General features: G+C 72.2%; 18 protein-coding genes. 14 read left to right on the top strand and 4 right to left on the bottom strand.

What is annotated here, in order from left to right:
* A complete protein-coding gene (locus BBH68_RS05435; protein WP_065959257.1) occupies nt 1-747 on the bottom strand; it encodes an MBL fold metallo-hydrolase in 747 nt (248 codons plus the stop codon).
* A 332-nt stretch (nt 748-1,079) separates the two neighbouring features.
* Between BBH68_RS05435 and hrcA the strand changes: the two genes are divergently transcribed.
* The 13 genes from hrcA to era all read left to right on the top strand — a co-directional run bounded on the left by hrcA (nt 1,080) and on the right by era (nt 13,040).
* Entirely contained in the window at nt 1,080-2,096 is a 1,017-nt protein-coding gene (hrcA, locus tag BBH68_RS05430; RefSeq protein WP_065959356.1) for a heat-inducible transcriptional repressor HrcA, read from the top strand.
* The gene (dnaJ, locus tag BBH68_RS05425; RefSeq protein ID WP_065959255.1) at nt 2,097-3,236 is read left to right on the top strand and encodes a molecular chaperone DnaJ; all 1,140 of its coding nucleotides are present in this window, start codon (nt 2,097-2,099) and stop codon (nt 3,234-3,236) included.
* A gap of 60 nt (nt 3,237-3,296) precedes the next feature.
* The gene (locus BBH68_RS05420; protein ID WP_065959253.1) at nt 3,297-4,388 is read left to right on the top strand and encodes a nitronate monooxygenase; all 1,092 of its coding nucleotides are present in this window, start codon (nt 3,297-3,299) and stop codon (nt 4,386-4,388) included.
* Nucleotides 4,385-5,128 (top strand): 16S rRNA (uracil(1498)-N(3))-methyltransferase, encoded by a 744-nt coding sequence (locus BBH68_RS05415; protein WP_065959251.1) that lies wholly within the window; start codon nt 4,385-4,387, stop codon nt 5,126-5,128. Before BBH68_RS05420 ends, BBH68_RS05415 begins: the two co-directional genes overlap by 4 nt.
* 162 nt (nt 5,129-5,290) lie before the next feature.
* Complete coding sequence (locus tag BBH68_RS05410; RefSeq protein ID WP_245737906.1) at nt 5,291-5,815, top strand: hypothetical protein; 525 nt, start codon at nt 5,291-5,293, stop codon at nt 5,813-5,815.
* A gap of 127 nt (nt 5,816-5,942) precedes the next feature.
* Entirely contained in the window at nt 5,943-6,302 is a 360-nt protein-coding gene (locus tag BBH68_RS05405) for a histidine triad nucleotide-binding protein (protein WP_065959249.1), read from the top strand.
* A 5-nt stretch (nt 6,303-6,307) separates the two neighbouring features.
* Nucleotides 6,308-7,255 carry a ribonuclease Z gene (locus tag BBH68_RS05400; protein ID WP_065959248.1) on the top strand — a complete coding sequence of 316 codons (948 nt, stop codon included), beginning with the start codon at nt 6,308-6,310 and terminating at the stop codon, nt 7,253-7,255.
* A 181-nt stretch (nt 7,256-7,436) separates the two neighbouring features.
* Entirely contained in the window at nt 7,437-8,561 is a 1,125-nt protein-coding gene (locus BBH68_RS05395) for a carbohydrate kinase family protein (RefSeq protein ID WP_065959247.1), read from the top strand.
* A gap of 185 nt (nt 8,562-8,746) precedes the next feature.
* Entirely contained in the window at nt 8,747-9,748 is a 1,002-nt protein-coding gene (locus BBH68_RS05390) for a PhoH family protein (protein ID WP_065959245.1), read from the top strand.
* A 12-nt stretch (nt 9,749-9,760) separates the two neighbouring features.
* Nucleotides 9,761-10,258, top strand: coding sequence for an rRNA maturation RNase YbeY (ybeY, locus tag BBH68_RS05385; RefSeq protein WP_065959243.1), 498 nt, complete (start codon nt 9,761-9,763; stop codon nt 10,256-10,258).
* The gene (locus BBH68_RS05380) at nt 10,255-11,568 is read left to right on the top strand and encodes a hemolysin family protein (RefSeq protein WP_065959241.1); all 1,314 of its coding nucleotides are present in this window, start codon (nt 10,255-10,257) and stop codon (nt 11,566-11,568) included. Before ybeY ends, BBH68_RS05380 begins: the two co-directional genes overlap by 4 nt.
* A 93-nt stretch (nt 11,569-11,661) precedes the next feature.
* A complete protein-coding gene (locus BBH68_RS05375; RefSeq protein ID WP_065959239.1) occupies nt 11,662-12,024 on the top strand; it encodes a cytidine deaminase in 363 nt (120 codons plus the stop codon).
* A 50-nt stretch (nt 12,025-12,074) separates the two neighbouring features.
* The gene (gene era, locus BBH68_RS05370) at nt 12,075-13,040 is read left to right on the top strand and encodes a GTPase Era (protein ID WP_065959238.1); all 966 of its coding nucleotides are present in this window, start codon (nt 12,075-12,077) and stop codon (nt 13,038-13,040) included.
* Nucleotides 13,041-13,080: 40 nt separating this feature from the next.
* On the opposite strand, the gene BBH68_RS05365 is transcribed toward era, so the two are convergent.
* From BBH68_RS05365 to BBH68_RS05355, 3 genes are all read right to left on the bottom strand, one after another.
* The gene (locus BBH68_RS05365) at nt 13,081-14,898 is read right to left on the bottom strand and encodes a cholesterol oxidase substrate-binding domain-containing protein (protein WP_245737905.1); all 1,818 of its coding nucleotides are present in this window, start codon (nt 14,896-14,898) and stop codon (nt 13,081-13,083) included.
* 143 nt (nt 14,899-15,041) lie between these two features.
* Entirely contained in the window at nt 15,042-15,308 is a 267-nt protein-coding gene (locus tag BBH68_RS05360) for a protealysin inhibitor emfourin (RefSeq protein ID WP_065959236.1), read from the bottom strand.
* Between the two features lie 27 nt (nt 15,309-15,335).
* Nucleotides 15,336-16,430: a M4 family metallopeptidase gene (locus tag BBH68_RS05355; protein WP_065959234.1), complete on the bottom strand. Its 1,095-nt coding sequence runs from the start codon at nt 16,428-16,430 to the stop codon at nt 15,336-15,338.
* Between the two features lie 340 nt (nt 16,431-16,770).
* On the opposite strand from BBH68_RS05355, the gene BBH68_RS05350 reads away from it, so the two are divergent.
* Nucleotides 16,771-17,874: 2-isopropylmalate synthase (locus BBH68_RS05350; RefSeq protein WP_141712953.1), on the top strand; the 1,104-nt coding region annotated here is incomplete at its 3' end.

The following is a 17,874-nucleotide window of genomic DNA, read 5'->3' as shown; positions in this document are numbered from 1 at the left end:
TCAGGAGGACACGCCGAAACGAGCCGCGAGTTCGTCACGCTGCGCCCGGACGAAACGGGCGTCCACGGCGGCCCCGTGCCCCGGGACGTACAGCGCGTCCCGGCCGCCGAGGGCCAGGAGCCGGTCCAGCGCGGCGGGCCACTGGGCGGGGATCGCGTCGGCGCCCGCCTGGGGCGGCCCCGACTCCTCGACCAGGTCCCCGCAGAAGACCACCTCCGGCTCGCCGGGGGCCTGCCCGGCGACCAGGACGGCCAGGTCGTGGGTGGTGTGGCCGGGGCCCACGTTGGCCAGCAGGACGGTGCGGCCGCCCAGGTCCAGGGTGAGTTCGCCGGACACCGGGTGGTGCGGGCACACGAGGTGGTCGGCGGCCTCCGCGGCGGCGCCGGGATCCGCGCCGTGGCGCACCGCGTCCTCGCGCAGCACGTCCCGCTCCCGGCGCAGCAGCCCGTCCAGGCCGGCGGCCCCGTACACCTCGCAGCCCGCGAAGGCGGCGGTGCCCAGGACATGGTCGAAGTGGGGGTGGGTGAGGGCGATGTGGGTGGGACGGCGGCCGAAGAGCCGGGTGACCTCGCGCCGCACCCGGGCGCCCTGGCCCAGGTCGGCGCCGGTGTCCACGACCAGGACGCCGCTCCGGCCGGCGATCGCGCCGACGGTCGCGTCCCAGCCGGGCAGCCGGCACCGGGCGACCGAGGGGGTCAGACGTTCCCAGCGCGACTCCTCGCCCGGATCTTCCCAACGGGTGTCCATACGGAGACGCTAAGCGACCTCGGGTAGGTCCGGGCGGCGTCGCGTGCCGATGGGCGGCGCCTGGCCGCACCCCGCTCGTCGCACGCAGCGCCGCTGCGCTCTCCTCACGGGGCACGCCCATGCTTGCCCCTCGACCCGCTCCTTCTCCCACCCGGACCTACCCAAGGCCGCTTAGTCGCACACCGACCGATCACGGCAAAGCGGCGGCTCTCGCCCGGGCCATGGCACCCCGCCGCGCCCCCGCCGTACACTGGCTGAGGGGTTCTGGCACTCGTGTCCATCGAGTGCCAGGGGGAAGACCTGATGAGACGGCTGGACTGGAGGTGCGCGCGGTGCTCAGCGAACGCAGACTCGAGGTACTGCGTGCGATTGTCCAGGACTACGTGGGGACGGAGGAGCCGGTCGGCTCCAAGGCGCTCACCGAGCGGCACCGGCTGGGCGTCTCCCCGGCCACGGTGCGCAACGACATGGCGGCCCTGGAGGACGAGGGCTATATCGCCCAGCCGCACACGAGCGCCGGCCGGATCCCCACCGACAAGGGCTACCGGCTCTTCGTCGACAAGCTGGCGGGGGTGAAGCCCCTGTCCACGCCGGAGCGGCGGGCCATCCAGAACTTCCTGGACGGCGCCGTGGACCTCGACGACGTGGTGGGGCGCACGGTCCGGCTGCTCGCGCAGCTGACCCGGCAGGTCGCCGTCGTGCAGTACCCGTCGCTGACCCGCTCGACGGTCCGCCATGTGGAACTGCTGTCGATGAGCCCGGCCCGGGTGATGCTCGTGCTGATCACGGACACCGGGCGGGTCGAGCAGCGCATGGTGGACTGCCCGGCGCCGGTGAGCGAGGAGTCGCTCGCCGACCTGCGGGCCCGGCTGAACAGCCGGGTCGTGGGCCGGCGGTTCTCGGATGTGCCACAGCTGGTGCAGGACCTGCCCGAGTCCTTCGAGCAGGAGGACCGGGCGACCGTCTCGACGGTCCTGGCCACGCTGCTGGAGACCCTGGTCGAAGAGACCGAGGAGCGGCTGATGATCGGCGGCACCGCCAATCTGACCCGCTTCGCACACGATTTCCCCCTGACGATCCGGCCCGTGCTGGAAGCGCTGGAGGAGCAGGTCGTTCTGCTCAAGCTGCTCGGCGAGGCGAAGGACTCGGGTATGACCGTACGGATCGGGCATGAAAATGCTCACGAGGGCCTGAATTCCACATCGGTCGTGGCGGTCGGCTACGGTTCGGGCGACGAGGCGGTCGCCAAACTCGGCGTGGTCGGACCGACCCGCATGGACTACCCCGGAACGATGGGAGCGGTACGCGCAGTGGCACGTTACGTCGGACAGATCCTGGCGGAGTCGTAAGTGGCGACGGACTACTACGCAGTCCTGGGCGTGCGGCGTGATGCCTCGCAGGACGAGATCAAGAAGGCATTCCGCCGGCTCGCGCGCGAGCTGCACCCGGACGTGAATCCGGATCCCAAGACCCAGGAGCGGTTCAAGGAGATCAACGCCGCCTACGAGGTCTTGTCCGATCCCCAGAAGAAGCAGGTCTACGACCTGGGCGGAGACCCGCTGTCCGCCTCGGGCGGAGCCGGGGGCGGCGCCGGTGGCTTCGGCGCGGGCTTCGGGAACTTCTCCGACATCATGGACGCCTTCTTCGGCACCGCCTCGCAGCGCGGCCCGCGGTCCAGGACCCGACGCGGCCAGGACGCCATGATCCGCCTCGACGTGGAGCTCAACGAGGCGGCCTTCGGGACCACGAAGGACATCCAGGTCGACACCGCGGTCGTCTGTACGACCTGCAGCGGCGAGGGCGCGGCGCCCGGCACCTCGGCGCAGACCTGTGACATGTGCCGGGGCCGGGGCGAGGTGTCCCAGGTCACGCGGTCCTTCCTCGGCCAGGTGATGACCTCCCGGCCGTGCCCGCAGTGCCAGGGCTTCGGCACCGTGGTGCCGACCCCCTGCCCGGAGTGCGCGGGCGACGGGCGGATCCGCTCGCGGCGGACGCTGACCGTGAAGATCCCGGCCGGTGTGGACAACGGCACCCGCATCCAGCTCGCCGGCGAGGGCGAGGTCGGCCCCGGCGGCGGCCCGGCGGGCGACCTCTACGTGGAGATCCACGAACTGCCGCACCCGGTCTTCCAGCGCCGCGGCGACGATCTGCACTGCACGGTCACCATCCCGATGACGGCGGCGTCCCTGGGTACGAAGGTGCCCCTGGACACGCTCGACGGCCTGGAGGAGGTCGACATCCGGCCCGGCACCCAGTCCGGCCAGTCGATCCCCCTCCACCAGCGCGGCGTCACCCACCTGCGCGGCGGCGGCCGGGGCGACCTGATCGTCCACGTCGAGGTGCAGACCCCGAACAAGCTCGACCCGGAGCAGGAGGAGCTGCTGCGGCGGCTGGCCAAGCTGCGGGGCGAGGAGCGGCCGATGGGCGAATTCAAGCCAGGGCAGCAGGGGCTGTTCTCGCGCTTGAAGGATGCGTTCAACGGACGGTAGGCGCTGCTCGGCGTGGACGGTAGGTGCTGATCGGCGTGGGGGACATGGCACGATGACGCCATGTCCTCCGCGCTGACCGATCTCTTTCGGTATCCGATCGTGCAGGCCCCGATGGCGGGCGGGCCGTCCTGCCCGCGGTTGGCCGCCGCCGTGTCCGAGGCCGGGGGCCTCGGGTTCCTCGCTGCCGGGTACAAGACGCCGGCGGCGATGTACGAGGAGATCAAGCAGGTGCGCGGCGAGACCGCCCGGCCCTTCGGCGTGAACCTCTTCATGCCGCAGCCGCTCGCCGCCGACCCCGCCGCCGTGGAGGTCTACCGCGAGCAGCTCGCGGGCGAGGCGGCCTGGTACGACACCCCGCTGGGCGACCCGGACGCCGGGGGCGACGACGCGTACGACGCCAAGCTGGCCATCCTCCTCAACGACCCGGTGCCGGTCGTCTCGTTCACCTTCGGCTGCCCCGCCCGCTCCGCCATCGAGGCCCTCGGCAGGGTCGGGACGCGGACGGTGGTGACCGTCACCTCGCCCGCCGAGGCGCAGGCGGCGCAGTGGTCGGGCGCCGACGCTGTGTGCGTGCAGGGCGTGGAGGCGGGCGGCCACCAGGGCACGCACCGCGACGACCCGCGCGCCGACGGCACGGGCGCCGGGCTCGGCCTGCTGGCGCTGCTGACGCTGGTCCGTGAGGCCGTGGAGATCCCGGTGATCGCGGCGGGCGGGCTGATGCGCGGCTCGCAGATCGCGGCGGTGCTGGCCGCGGGCGCCTGCGCGGCCCAGCTGGGGACGGCCTTCCTGGTCTGCCCCGAGTCGGGGGCCAACACCCTGCACAAGCAGGCCATGACCGACCCGCTGTTCGCCCGTACGGAGCTGACCCGCGCCTTCTCCGGGCGCCCCGCGCGCGGGCTGGTCAACCGCTTCATGCGCGAGCACGGCCCGTACGCCCCGGCCGCCTACCCCCAGGTGCACCACCTCACCTCCGGGCTGCGGAAGGCGGCGACGAAGGCCGGCGACCCGCAGGGCATGGCGCTGTGGGCGGGGCAGGGGCACCGGCTGGCCCGGGAGCTGCCCGCCGCGCGGCTGGTGGAGGTGCTGATGGCCGAACTGGACGCGGCACGCGCCGGTTCGGGCGTCGCGCGGGCTCAGGGGGCGGAGTCGTGACGGCCCCCGTCTTCCTGGCCGACTCCCTGGCGGAGGCGGCCGTCGGGGCGCGGCTGACGCTCGAGGGGCCGGAGGGACGGCACGCCGTGTCGGTGCGGCGGCTGCGGGTGGGCGAGCCGGTGGTGCTGACGGACGGGGCCGGCACGGGCGCGTTCGGCGCCGTGGCGGCCGTCGAGGGCAAGGACCGGCTGCTGGTCGAGGTGGCCGAGGTGCGTCACGAGGCGCCGCCGCGCCCGCGGATCACCGTGGTGCAGGCGCTGCCGAAGGGGGACCGCGGCGAGCTGGCCGTGGAGACCATGACCGAGACCGGCGTGGACGCCATCGTGCCCTGGGCGGCGGCGCGTTGCGTCACCCAGTGGAAGGGCGAGCGCGGCCTCAAGGCGCTGGGGAAGTGGCGGGCGACGGCCCGGGAGGCGGGCAAGCAGTCGCGGCGGCTCATCTTCCCGGAGGTGGCGGACGCGATGACGACCCGCCAGGTTGCCCGGCTTCTGGCCGAATCGGATTTCGCGGCCGTACTGCACGAGGAGGGCAGCGAGCCGCTGGCGACCGCTCCGCTGCCCGCCGAGGGAAGCGTGGTGCTGGTGGTCGGCCCGGAAGGGGGCGTGTCACCCGAGGAGTTGGCGGCCTTCGCCGAGGTGGGCGCGGGCCCGTACCGGCTGGGCCCGACGGTGCTGCGCACCTCCACGGCCGGCACGGCGGCAGCCGCGCTGCTGCTGGGCCGGACGGGCCGCTGGGCGTGACGGGGTGCCGCGCGTGACGACTCACCGGGCCTGACGACATCGCCAAGGGCTGAGGAGGGCCGGAGGGTCTCCGGCCTGACGGGCCGTCACAGCGGTCGGCCGCGGATCATGTGGCCGAGTGTGCTCTTCCGGTTTCCCCCGCTCCGGTGGGAACCTCTCTGTATGGGGGCATTGAGGCAGCGGAAGAACGGGCTCTTGGCGGTGGCGGCGGCGGTCCTGGCGGCCGTCGCGGTGACGGCCTGCGAGCCCAGGGACGACAGCGAGCTCAGCGCCATCGGTGTGGCGGTCACCACGGACCGGGTCAGCACCCGCGCGCTGGAAAAGGGCGGCATCGACGTCCGGTGGATGACGTGCAACGCGGATGTGAAGGGCAAGCACACGTCCGGCCCGTCCGCCTCCCGGGACGCGAAGGCCTCCGTCCACTGCCGGGGCGAGACCAGGGACGACCGCGACATCAAGATCACCGGCGTGGTGACGTACGAACGCAAGAACCTGTGCGTACGGGGCGATCTGACGGCCAAGGTGGACGACCACCGCGTCTTCCAGGCGAATGTGATCGGCGACTGCAACGCGCGGAAGGCCGGCTACCCCAAGCCGTCCCGGGCCACCACCCACCCCTGGGACCGGCGGACCGACCGGCCCGCGGACCGGCACCCCGGCCAGCACACCACCCCGGTCGGCAAGTAGCGGCGTCCGCGTGGAGCGCGTCGGGTTCCTGACGGGCGGGTGACCACCCGGTGGTTCCGGCACGCGGCCTCGGACGTCCCGGTAGCATCCGGTTCCGTAGCAGCCGACGACGCGTAAGGAGCCACCGGTGGCGGGAGAACCGCAGGCCGACTGCCTGTTCTGCAAAATCGTCTCGGGGGAGGTGCCGGCGACCGTCGTCCGCGAGACGGAGACGACCCTCGCCTTCCGGGACATCAACCCCCAGGCCCCGACCCACGTCCTGGTGATCCCCAAGGTCCACTACCCGGACGCCGCCTCCCTCGCCGCCGCCGAACCGCGGATCGCCGCCGACATACTGCGCGAGGCGGGCTCGGTGGCCGCCGACGAGAAGATCGACGGCACCGGCTTCCGGGTCGTGTTCAACACCGGCTCGGGCGCGGGCCAGACCGTCTTCCACACCCACGCCCACGTCCTGGGCGGCCGCGGCCTCAACTGGCCCCCCGGGTAGAGCCCTTGTCATCACGTGAACTGGTCGTCCTGGGCACCGCGAGCCAGGTACCGACCCGGCACCGCAATCACAACGGCTACCTGCTGCGCTGGGACGGCGAGGGCATCCTCTTCGACCCCGGCGAGGGCACCCAGCGCCAGATGCTGCGCGCGGGGGTGGCGGCCCATGACATCAACCGGATCTGCATCACGCACTTCCACGGGGACCACTCGCTGGGCCTGGCCGGGGTCGTCCAGCGGATCAACCTGGACCGGGTGCCGCACCCGGTGACCGCGCACTACCCGGCGAGCGGACAGCGTTTCTTCGAGCGGCTGCGGTACGCGACCGCCTACCGCGAGACGGTGTCGCTGACGGAGGCGCCGGTGGCCGGCGAGGGCGGGGTCCTCGCCAGTGCCGCCGGGGCAGCCGGGAGCACCGGGACCGCCGGGTACACGCTGGAGGCGCGCAAGCTCTCCCACCCGGTCGAGTCCTACGGCTATCGGCTGATCGAGCCCGACGGCCGCCGCATGCTGCCCGAGCGGCTCGCGGCGCATGGCATCCGCGGGCCGGAGATCGGCCGGCTGCAGCGGGAGGGGGCGCTGGTGCGGGAGGGGCGCACGGTGACGCTGGAGGAGGTCAGCGAGGCCCGGCGCGGGCAGCGCTTCGCCTTCGTCATGGACACCCGGCTGTGCGAGGGAGCGCAAGAGCTAGCGCAGGGCTGTGACCTGCTGGTGATCGAGTCGACCTTCCTGGACGAGGACGAGCCGCTGGCGATCGAGTACGGGCACCTCACGGCCGGGCAGGCGGCCCGGCTGGCCGCGGAGGCGGGGGTGCGGCACCTCGTGCTGACCCACTTCTCGCAGCGCTACGGCGACCCGTCCGACTTCGAGCGCCAGGCCCGGGCGGCGGGCTTCGAGGGGGAGCTGACGGTGGCCCGGGACCTGATGAGCGTGCCGCTGCCCAAGCGGCGCTGACGCCCGCGGGGCCCTGTCGGTGCCATCGTGCACACTGGCCGCATCGCCCTCCGAAACAACAAGCACCGAACTGCAAGCACGCACTGAACTGAACTGAACTGAACTGCACGGAACAGCAAGCTCTGAACTGCAAGCACTGAACGGGACCGGCAATGAGGCCGGTCCGATCTGGGAGCGCACGGTGACCACAGATCACGGCGAACCGCTCGCGGCGGCCTGCCCGGCGACGTACCCCCTGCTCGACCCGCTCGCGGCCGTCCGCGAACCCGGCGACCCCACCTGGGACGTCTACCTCACCGGCACGGTCTTCCTGGACATCATCTTCACCGGCCTGGACTCCGCCCCCGTGCGCGGCACCGAGTCCTGGGCGCGCGGCATGGGCTCCAGCCCCGGCGGCGTGGCCAACATGGCCACCGCGCTGGCCCGCCTGGGCCTGCGCACCTCACTCGCCGCCGCGTTCGGCGACGACATGTACGGGGACTACTGCCGCGACGCCCTGGACCGCGGCGAGGGCATCGACCTGTCGCTGTCGCGCACGGTGCGCGGCTGGCACTCCCCGGTGACCGTCTCCATGGCCTACGAGGGCGAGCGCACCATGGTCTCCCACGGCCACGAGGCGCCGCCGCCGGAGGAGCCCGCCCCCGAGTGCCCGCCCCCCGCCCGGGCCGCCATCGCCTCCCTGGTCCCGGGCAACCGCGAGGAGTGGGTCGCCGAGGCCGCCGGCCACGGCAGCCTGATCTTCGCGGACGTCGGCTGGGACGACACCGGCCGCTGGGACCCGGCCGACCTCGCCGATCTGGAGCACTGCGAGGCGTTCCTGCCCAACGCGGCCGAGGCGATGCGCTACACCCGCGCCGACTGCCCGCGCGCAGCCGCCCGCGCGCTCGCCGACAAGGTGCCGCTCGCGGTCGTCACCCTCGGCGCCGAGGGGGCGTACGCGGTGGACGGGCGCACCGGCGAGACCGCCGAGGTGCCCGCGATCGCGGTGGAGGCCCTGGACCCGACCGGCGCCGGGGATGTGTTCGTCGCCGGATTCGTCACGGGCACCCTCGCCCGGTGGCCGCTCGCCGACCGGCTGGCCTTCGCGGGCCTGACCGCCGCGCTGTCCGTGCAGGAGTTCGGCGGCTCGCTGTCGGCGCCCGGCTGGGTGGAGATCGCCGCCTGGTGGCAGCACGCGAAGTCGTACGACGACCAGGACGCCTCCGCGCTGCGCCGCTACGCCTTCCTGGACCGGATCCTCCCGGCGGCCGCCCGCCCCTGGCCGCTGCGCCGGGCGGTGCCCACGATCGGCTTCCGGCAGGCCTGAGGGGCGGCGGAGCGGGGCAGGAGCCGGGATGGAACAGGGCCGGAGCCGGAGCGGGGCAGGGGCGGAGCAGGAGTGGAGTAAAAGCACTCGGGTCTTGTCAGTGCTCCGTCGTACCCTTGTACTCGAGGTTGTCGAGCAGCGAGAACCCCGTAAGAGGAGGTAGGAGCAGGCCTGAGAGCCGGCCCATGACGCAACCAACCACAGCACGCCAGGCGCATGCGCAGTTCACGGTTCCGACCAAGCACCCGATGGTCATGGTGCTGGGATCGGGCGACTCGCTGCTGCGCGTCATCGAAAAGGCCTTCCCGGCGACCGATATCCATGTGCGGGGCAATGAGGTCAGCGCCACCGGGGACCCCGGGGAAGTCGCGCTCATCCAGCGCTTGTTCGACGAGATGATGCTGGTGCTCCGCACCGGTCAACCGATGACGGAGGACGCGGTGGAGCGCTCGATCGCCATGCTGCGCTCGGCGGAGAACGGCGAGGGCGGGGAGGAGACCCCGGCCGAGGTGCTCACGCAGAACATCCTGTCCAACCGCGGCCGCACCATCCGCCCCAAGACCCTGAACCAGAAGCGCTATGTCGACGCCATCGACAAGCACACCGTCGTCTTCGGCATCGGCCCGGCCGGTACGGGCAAGACGTATCTGGCCATGGCCAAGGCGGTCCAGGCCCTGCAGTCCAAGCAGGTCACGCGGATCATCCTGACCCGGCCGGCGGTCGAGGCGGGCGAGCGGCTCGGCTTCCTGCCCGGCACGCTCTACGAGAAGATCGACCCGTATCTGCGCCCGCTGTACGACGCGCTGCACGACATGCTCGACCCCGACTCCATCCCGCGCCTGATGGCCGCGGGCACGATCGAGGTCGCGCCCCTGGCGTACATGCGCGGCCGCACGCTCAACGACGCGTTCATCATCCTCGACGAGGCGCAGAACACGAACCCCGAGCAGATGAAGATGTTCCTCACCCGGCTCGGCTTCGACTCCAAGATAGTGATCACGGGTGACATCACCCAGATCGACCTCCCGGGCGGGACCAAGAGCGGTCTGCGCCAGGTGCAGGAGATCCTGGAGGGCGTCGAGGACGTCCACTTCTCCCGGCTCACCAGCGTCGATGTGGTCCGCCACAAGCTGGTCGGCCGCATCGTCGACGCATACGACCAGTACGACAGCCGGAACGGAAAGTAAAACAACACTCCCATGGCGATCGACGTCAACAACGAGTCCGGCACGGAGATCGACGAGCGCGCGGTGCTGGACGTCGCCCGCTATGCCCTGGCCCGGATGCGCATCCACCCGCTCTCCGAGCTCTCGGTGATCGTCGTCGACGCCGACGCCATGGAGCAGCTCCACATCCAGTGGATGGACCTGCCGGGGCCCACCGATGTCATGTCCTTTCCGATGGACGAGCTGCGTCCGCCCTCGAAGGACGACGACGAGCCCCCGCAGGGCCTCCTCGGGGACATCGTGCTCTGCCCCGAGGTGGCCAGGAAGCAGGGGGAGGAGGCGCCGACCGGACACTCGATGGACGAGGAGCTGCAGCTCCTCACCGTCCACGGCGTCCTCCACCTCCTCGGCTATGACCACGAGGAGCCGGACGAGCGGGCCGAGATGTTCGGCCTCCAGGCCGCCATCATCGACGGCTGGCGCGCCGAGCGCGGCATCACCGGCCCCTCCCCGGCCCCCACGACCCGATGACCGGCCGCCTGATCACAGCCGCCGTCCTGCTGGTGGTGGTCGCCTGGCTCGCGGCCTGCGCCGAGGCGGGCCTGGCCCGCACCACCCGCTTCCGCGCCGAGGAGGCCGTACGGGCCGGGCGGCGCGGCAGCGCCAAGCTGATGCAGGTCGCCGAGGACCCCACCCGCTATCTGAACGTGGCGCTGCTGGTGCGGGTCGCCTGCGAGGTGGCGGCCGGCGCGGTCGTCACCTACGCCTGCCTGCGCCAGTTCGACGAGACCTGGAAGGCGCTGACCCTCGCGATCGGCGTGATGGTCCTCGTCTCGTACGTGGCCGTCGGCGTCTCGCCGCGCACCATCGGCGCCCAGCACCCGCTGAACACGGCGACCGCCGCCGCGTACGTCCTGCTGCCCCTGGCCCGCGTCATGGGCCCCATCCCGCCGCTGCTGATCCTCATCGGTAACGCGCTGACGCCCGGCAAGGGCTTCCGCAAGGGCCCGTTCGCCTCCGAGGCCGAGCTGCGCGCCCTGGTGGACCTCGCGGAGAAGGAGTCGCTGATCGAGGACGAGGAGCGGCGCATGGTGCACTCCGTCTTCGAGCTGGGCGACACGCTGGTGCGCGAGGTGATGGTGCCGCGCACCGACCTCGTCGCCATCGAGCGCTTCAAGACCATCCGGCAGGCCCTGACCCTCGCGCTGCGCTCCGGCTTCTCCCGGATCCCGGTCACCGGGGAGAACGAGGACGACATCGTCGGCATCGTCTACCTCAAGGACCTGGCCCGCAGGACCCACATCAACCGGGAGGCCGAGTCCGAGCTGGTCTCCACCGCGATGCGGCCCGCCGCCTTCGTGCCCGACACCAAGAACGCGGGCGACCTGCTGCGCGAGATGCAGCAGGAGCGCAACCACGTCGCGGTCGTCGTCGACGAATACGGCGGCACGGCCGGGATCGTCACCATCGAGGACATCCTCGAGGAGATCGTCGGCGAGATCACCGACGAGTACGACCGCGAGCTGCCGCCCGTGCAGGACCTCGGCGACGGCACCCACCGGGTCACCGCCCGGCTCGGCCTCGACGACCTGGGCGAGCTGTACGGGATCGACCTGGACGACGAGGATGTCGAGACGGTCGGCGGGCTGCTGGCCAAGTCGCTGGGGCGGGTGCCGATCGCGGGCGCCACGGCGGAGGTCGAGGTGGCGGACGGCGGCCCGGACTCCGACCTCAAGGCCCTGCGGCTGACCGCCGAGTCCCCGGCCGGGCGCCGCAACCGCATCGTCACGGTCCTGGTCGAGCCGGTCCGCGCGACGGCGGAGACGGAGCCGGAGGACTGAGGCCCGTTCTCGCCCCGTCGTTCTTGTCCCCGTCCCCGACCTCCGGATCTCCGACCTCCGGCCCTCCGCCCGCCCCGCACCGGCCCCCCGCCTATGCTCGTCCGCATGAGCGAAGCCGCACCCCTGGACCCCGAAGACCGCAAGATCATCACCCTTGCCCGCTCCGCGCGGGCCCGCAACGGCGTCCCCGAGGGCGCCGCCGTACGCGACGAGACCGGCCGCACCTATGTCGCCGGCACCGTCGCCCTCCCCTCGCTCCCGCTGAGCGCGCTGCGGACCGCCGTCGCGATGGCGGTCGCCAGCGGGGCGAAGTCCCTGGAGGCGGCGGCCGTCGTGACCGAGGCGGAGGCCGTCGCGGACGAGGACGTCGCGGCCGTACGGGACCTGGGCGGGCCGGGCACCCCGGTGCTGCTGGCGGGCCCCGACGGCGAGCCGCGCATCACGGTCCAGGCCTGAGGGCCCGTACCGCACCGGGCGTGTCGGCGGGGGGCGGGGGATCGGGGACAATGGGCGGCATGAGTGCCGCTACCTCCCCCTCCCGGCCCGAGTCGCGGGCGACCCCGCACCGCGCGGGCTTCGCCTGCTTCGTCGGCCGCCCCAACGCGGGCAAGTCGACCCTGACCAACGCACTGGTGGGGACGAAGGTCGCGATCACCTCCAACCGCCCGCAGACCACCCGCCACACCGTGCGCGGCATCGTGCACCGCCCCGACGCCCAGCTGGTGCTCGTCGACACCCCGGGCCTGCACAAGCCGCGCACCCTGCTCGGCGAGCGGCTGAACGACGTCGTGCGGACCACCTGGGCGGAGGTCGACGTGATCGGCTTCTGCCTTCCCGCCGACCAGAAGCTCGGCCCCGGCGACCGCTTCATCGCGGGCGAGCTGGCCGGGATCAAGAAGACCCCCAAGGTCGCCATCGTCACCAAGACCGACCTGGTCGACTCCCAGCAGCTCGCCGAGCAGCTGATCGCCGTGGACCGGCTCGGCAAGGAGCTGGGCATCGAGTGGGCCGAGATCGTCCCCGTCTCCGCCACCGGCGGCGCCCAGGTGGGCCTCCTCGCCGACCTGCTCGTCCCGCTGCTCCCCGAGGGCCCGGCGCTCTACCCCGAGGGCGACCTCACGGACGAGCCCGAGCAGGTCATGGTCGCCGAGCTGATCCGCGAGGCGGCGCTGGAGGGCGTACGGGACGAGCTGCCGCACTCCATCGCCGTGGTGGTCGAGGAGATGCTCCCCCGCGAGGACCGCCCCGCGGACAAGCCCCTCCTCGACGTCCACGCCAACCTCTACATCGAGCGCCCCAGCCAGAAGGGCATCATCATCGGGCCCAAGGGCAAGCGCCTGAAGGAGGTCGGGACGAAGTCCCGCAAGCACATTGAAGCGCTGCTGGGTACGCCGGTCTTCCTCGATCTGCATGTGAAGGTCGCGAAGGATTGGCAGCGGGATCCGAAGCAGTTGCGGAAGCTGGGGTTCTGAAGCCGGGGTTCTGAAGCTGGGATTCTGACGGCCTGACCGGTTACGACCTCAGCAGCCGGTCCAGGAACGGGTTGCCGAAGACGCGGTGCGGGTCCAGCCGGTCCAGGGTGCGCACCGCGCGGTCCCAGGAGGGGTCGGGGCCCGCCCGGTACGTGCCGGGGACGGTGTCGGAGATGACCTCCTCCGCGTCCCAGGCGGCCGTGTCGGTGTAGCCCCAGCCCTTGGACCACTCGACCCGCGTCTCCGCGTATCCGCCGTCGAAGGTCCGCAGGCAGAACCGCTCCAGCTCGCGGTAGAACTCCATCGCCCCCGGGGTCGTCGGCTGGGTGAGGACGTCCACCCACACCGCGACGTCCCACTCCGGCCGGTCCTCGCGTGGCCGCAGGACGGACAGCAGGGGCGGGCGGGAGCCCTCGGCGCGTACGTCGGCCGGCTGGTCCAGGCCGCTGACCCGGATCTCGACCTGCCCGTTCACCGGGAACCGGCCCTCGCGGGCCCAGGCCTCCAGCCGCTCCCGGTAGTAGGAGGTGAACTCCGAGACCACCCGCTGCACCTGGGACCGCGAGGTGACGACGGCGTAGCCGTTGGCCGTCTCGCGCAGGGTCGTGGGCCGCAGATACATCAGCAGGTCCCGGGACGGGCCCCACAGGTCGGCCGAGGCGGTGGCGGTGAGCCCGGCCGCGGCGACCGTGTACTGCGCGGCGCCCAGCTCGGGCGCCAGATACCAGGCGCCCTCGCCGACCAGCCGCCCGGCGAGCCGGGAGACGGGCGTGGGGAGCGAGTCGGAGAACGGGTAGTTGTACGGGCCGGTGGTGGGGCGGGAGGCGGCCGGGCGCCGGGGGCTGACGCTCCACACCTTCAGCCACGGCTTGTCCGTGTACGCGAACCAGATGGCCTCCACCCGGCCCGATTCGTTCAGGAAGTCGGCGAAGGTGCGCCCGCGGCGGGCCAGGGGGCTGCCCGGCGCGGCGAACAGCTCGTCGACGGTGAGGTCGATCCGGCTCTGGCAGCGCAGGGGGGTGTCGGGGCCGGCCTGGAGCACGGCTTCGGTGATGAAGGCGCGGCCGAGGTGGGTCAGGAGCGCGTCGGTGTCCCGGTCGGTGGCGCGATCGAAGGTCCGCAGGACGTACACGCCCTCGTCCGCGTCCCAGACCACGGCGGTGAGCCGCAGGATGAGGTTGCTGAGCGTGCCGTAGGTGTGGCCGGGGAGCGGTGTCTCGCCGTCGGCCGGGACGCTGGTGCCGTGCCCGTCGATGGCGAGCACCCCGCCGAGCGTCAGCTCACCGGGGGCCGGGGTGTTGGTCACCCCGAGGCCGTGGCCGCCGAGGAACTCCAGCAGCTGTTCGACGGTCACCCCGGTCTGGGCCCGGACGACGCCGTCGGGGGCCGGGCTCTCCAGGCGTAGCGCGGTCAGGTGCTCGGTGGTGTCCAGCAGCAGCACCTTCGCGTCGTCCGCGGTGGTGGGGGTGATGGTCAGCGGGGACCAGTTGTGCGCCTTGCCGCGGGGCCGCAGCCGCCAGCCGGCCTCGTGCGCCCAGTTCGCCAGCGCCACGACGTCCTCGGGGGTGCGGGGGGCGCAGGCCCACAGCCCGTGATGGGCGATCTCCCCGGACCAGTTCAGATAGGGGGAGCGGTGGGCGGTGAGCCCGGCGGGCAGCTCCGGCGGCTCGGCCCCGGCCGCCGCCGCGGCGGCGGGCGCCCCGGCGAGCAGGGGCGGGACGGCCAGCGTTCCGGCGACGGCCGCGGCTTTCAGGGCGTTGCGGCGGGACAGTAATTCCGCGGCGGGGGATTCCGGCCCAGCGGGCTGAGCGGGCTGAGCAGGGCGGGAAGGCGGTTGCGGCAGAGTAGGCATGCGCATGTCGCTGCACCGATGATGCGAAGTCAAACCGTTCAGCCGCCAAACTCACTCGAACGAGTGAGTTCCCCTTCTCCTCTTCGCGAGGGGCGGCGCCGTTCAGCCGTACGGGGGAGTGCGGGGGAGTGCGGGCGAGTGCGGGTGAGCTACGCGCCCTCCTTGAGGACCGTGCGCACCAGCTCCCGCTGGGCGTCGCTCAGGTGCGGATCGGCGCAGTGGACGGTCCGCCCGTCCACCGCGATCTCGTAGTGGAAGCCGTCCGGGACGCCGCGCGAGGCCGTGATCTGCCCGGTCTCGACGGCCTGGTGGGCCAGGGCTTCCAGGTGCCTGGCGTCGGGCCGGCCGGTGGTGTCCAGCTCGGCCCGACGCTCGATACCGGCGAACCCGCCGGTGCGGGTGACGGAAATGCGCATGCGTCCATCAGTACCCGGGAGGGGCCGTCAGCGCGCTCCCACGACCGTCCCCATCCGGGCCCGCAGGTCGGAGATGCCCACCTTGGTCCAGGCCTCCAGCACCGCCCGCTGCTCCTCGCCCTTCCCGTACCGCGCCTGCGCCGCCGCCACGGTGAGCTGGGCGAAGTCGGCGAAATCCGCGTCGGAGGCCAGCTCCCCGCCGGTCAGCGTGTCGTACCAGATCTGCCCCGCCCGCTCCCAGGCGTGGCCGCCGAGCGCCCGGGCGACGAGGTAGAAGGCGTGGTTGGGGATGCCGGAGTTGATGTGCACACCGCCGTTGTCGCGCGACGTGCGCACGTAGTGGTCCATCGTCGCGGGCTGCGGGTCCTTGCCGAGGACGTCGTCGTCGTACGCCGTGCCGGGGGCCTTCATGGAGCGCAGCGCGACCCCGCTGACCCGGTCCGCCAGCAGCCCGGCGCCGATCAGCCAGTCGGCCTCCTCGGCCGTCTGGCCGAGCTGGAACTGCTTGGTGAGCGAGCCGAAGACGTCCGACATGGACTCGTTGAGCGCTCCCGACTGGCCGAAGTAGTCCAGGTTGGCCGTGTACTGGGTGACGCCGTGGGTGAGTTCGTGGGCCGCCACGTCGACCGGGATGGTGAAGTCCTTGAAGATCTCGCCGTCGCCGTCGCCGAACACCATCTGTTCGCCGTTCCAGAAGGCGTTGCCGTAGTCCTCGCCGTAGTGGACGGTGGCGTTCAGCGGCAGCCCCGAGTCGTCGATGGAGTGCCTGCCGTAGGACTTGAGGAACATCTCGAAGGTCGCGCCGAGCCCGTCGTAGGCCCGGGTCACCGTGTCGTCGGCGGTCGGCCGGCCGCCCTCGCCGCGCACCTTCTTCCCCGGCAGGTGCTCCTTGCGCCCGGCGTCGAAGATGGTGCGCTTCGGCTTGTCGGAGGGGGCTCCGGTGGGGGCGGCGAGGGCGCGGACGGTGGTGATGCGGCGGCGGGTGCGCTCCAGGGCGTCCCGCTCCAGGGTGCGGCGGGCGGGCTCGGACAGCGCGGGGTCTTCGGCGCGGGCCAGCTTGTCGAGGACGTGCGGCGGCACGATGGTGCAGAAAACGGCGCAGGTGGTGGCGTTGGCGTCCATGCGAGGCAATGTGGCACCGTGTCCAGTCGTTGTCACGCCTTGCAGTCATGATTCCCGAAATCGAGTGGTTCATGGGCATTCCGAGGTGACGAGAGCGGGGGTATGCGCGAGGTGCGGGCGGGCCGTGGACGGGAGACGCGCATCCCGCATAGTGATACGGGTCGGCCGGTCCCGTGGGTCTCGGTTAGGCTGCTGGGCATCATGCGTTTCGGGCTGCTTCTTCTTAGCTGCCGCGGCGAGGGCCTGTAGTCGTAGGCCGACCCCCTCCCCGCGGAGTTCGGCGTTGCGGTGCACACGCCTCGTCGGCCGCCCAGCGGACATACGAGGAGCCTCCCTCATCATGAGCACGCCCGACCCTTCTGCGACCGCCGCGACCACCTCGACCCCGGTCGGCCGCCGTACGCCGATCACCGCCGCGACCGTCACCCAGCGCCCCTCCGGGATGCCGATCCACAAGTACGGCCAGTACGAGGCCGTGGACATCCCGGACCGCACCTGGCCGAACAAGCGCATCACCGCCGCGCCCCGCTGGCTGTCCACCGATCTGCGCGACGGCAACCAGGCGCTGATCGACCCGATGTCCCCGGCCCGCAAGCGCGAGATGTTCGACCTGCTGGTGCGCATGGGCTACAAGGAGATCGAGGTCGGCTTCCCCTCCTCCGGGCAGACCGACTTCGAGTTCGTACGGTCGATCATCGAGGAGGGCGCGATCCCCGAGGACGTGACGATCTCCGTCCTCACCCAGGCGCGCGAGGAGCTGATCGAGCGCACCGTGGAGTCCCTGCGCGGGGCCCACAAGGCGACCGTCCACCTGTACAACGCCACGGCCCCCGTCTTCCGCCGGGTGGTCTTCCGGGGCTCGCGCGAGCAGGTCAAGCAGATCGCGGTGGACGGCACCCGGCTGGTGATGGAGTACGCCGACAAGATCCTGGGCGACGAGACCGTCTTCGGCTACCAGTACAGCCCCGAGATCTTCACCGACACCGAGCTGGACTTCGCGCTGGAGGTCTGCGAGGGCGTCATGGACGTCTGGCAGCCCGAGGACGGCCGGGAGATCATCCTCAACCTGCCCGCCACCGTCGAGCGCTCCACCCCCTCCACCCACGCGGACCGCTTCGAGTGGATGTCGCGCCACCTGTCCCGGCGCGAGTACGTCTGCCTGTCCGTCCACCCGCACAACGACCGCGGCACCGCCGTCGCCGCCGCCGAGCTGGCGATCATGGCGGGCGCCGACCGCATCGAGGGCTGCCTGTTCGGGCAGGGCGAGCGCACCGGCAACGTGGACCTGGTGACGCTGGGCATGAACCTCTTCTCCCAGGGCGTCGACCCGCAGATCGACTTCTCCCAGATCGACGAGATCCGCCGCACCGCCGAGTACTGCAACCAGATGGAGGTCCACCCGCGCCACCCCTACGCGGGCGATCTGGTCTACACTCTCCGGCTC

This window comes from Streptomyces sparsogenes (assembly GCF_001704635.1).
Taxonomy (GTDB): domain Bacteria; phylum Actinomycetota; class Actinomycetes; order Streptomycetales; family Streptomycetaceae; genus Streptomyces; species Streptomyces sparsogenes.
The sequence above is the reverse complement of the archived record's forward strand: the minus strand, read 5'-3'. Positions and strand labels throughout refer to the sequence as shown.

Coding starts and splice junctions, on each gene's coding strand:
- BBH68_RS05435 (WP_065959257.1), bottom strand. CDS start 747: ATGGACACCCGTTGGGAAGATCCGGGCGAGGAGTCGCGCTGGGAACGT.
- BBH68_RS05380 (WP_065959241.1), top strand. CDS start 10,255: ATGACCGGCCGCCTGATCACAGCCGCCGTCCTGCTGGTGGTGGTCGCC.
- BBH68_RS05360 (WP_065959236.1), bottom strand. CDS start 15,308: ATGCGCATTTCCGTCACCCGCACCGGCGGGTTCGCCGGTATCGAGCGT.
- ybeY (WP_065959243.1), top strand. CDS start 9,761: ATGGCGATCGACGTCAACAACGAGTCCGGCACGGAGATCGACGAGCGC.
- BBH68_RS05390 (WP_065959245.1), top strand. CDS start 8,747: ATGACGCAACCAACCACAGCACGCCAGGCGCATGCGCAGTTCACGGTT.
- BBH68_RS05420 (WP_065959253.1), top strand. CDS start 3,297: ATGTCCTCCGCGCTGACCGATCTCTTTCGGTATCCGATCGTGCAGGCC.
- BBH68_RS05365 (WP_245737905.1), bottom strand. CDS start 14,898: ATGCGCATGCCTACTCTGCCGCAACCGCCTTCCCGCCCTGCTCAGCCC.
- BBH68_RS05375 (WP_065959239.1), top strand. CDS start 11,662: ATGCTCGTCCGCATGAGCGAAGCCGCACCCCTGGACCCCGAAGACCGC.
- BBH68_RS05410 (WP_245737906.1), top strand. CDS start 5,291: ATGGGGGCATTGAGGCAGCGGAAGAACGGGCTCTTGGCGGTGGCGGCG.
- era (WP_065959238.1), top strand. CDS start 12,075: ATGGGCGGCATGAGTGCCGCTACCTCCCCCTCCCGGCCCGAGTCGCGG.
- BBH68_RS05355 (WP_065959234.1), bottom strand. CDS start 16,430: ATGGACGCCAACGCCACCACCTGCGCCGTTTTCTGCACCATCGTGCCG.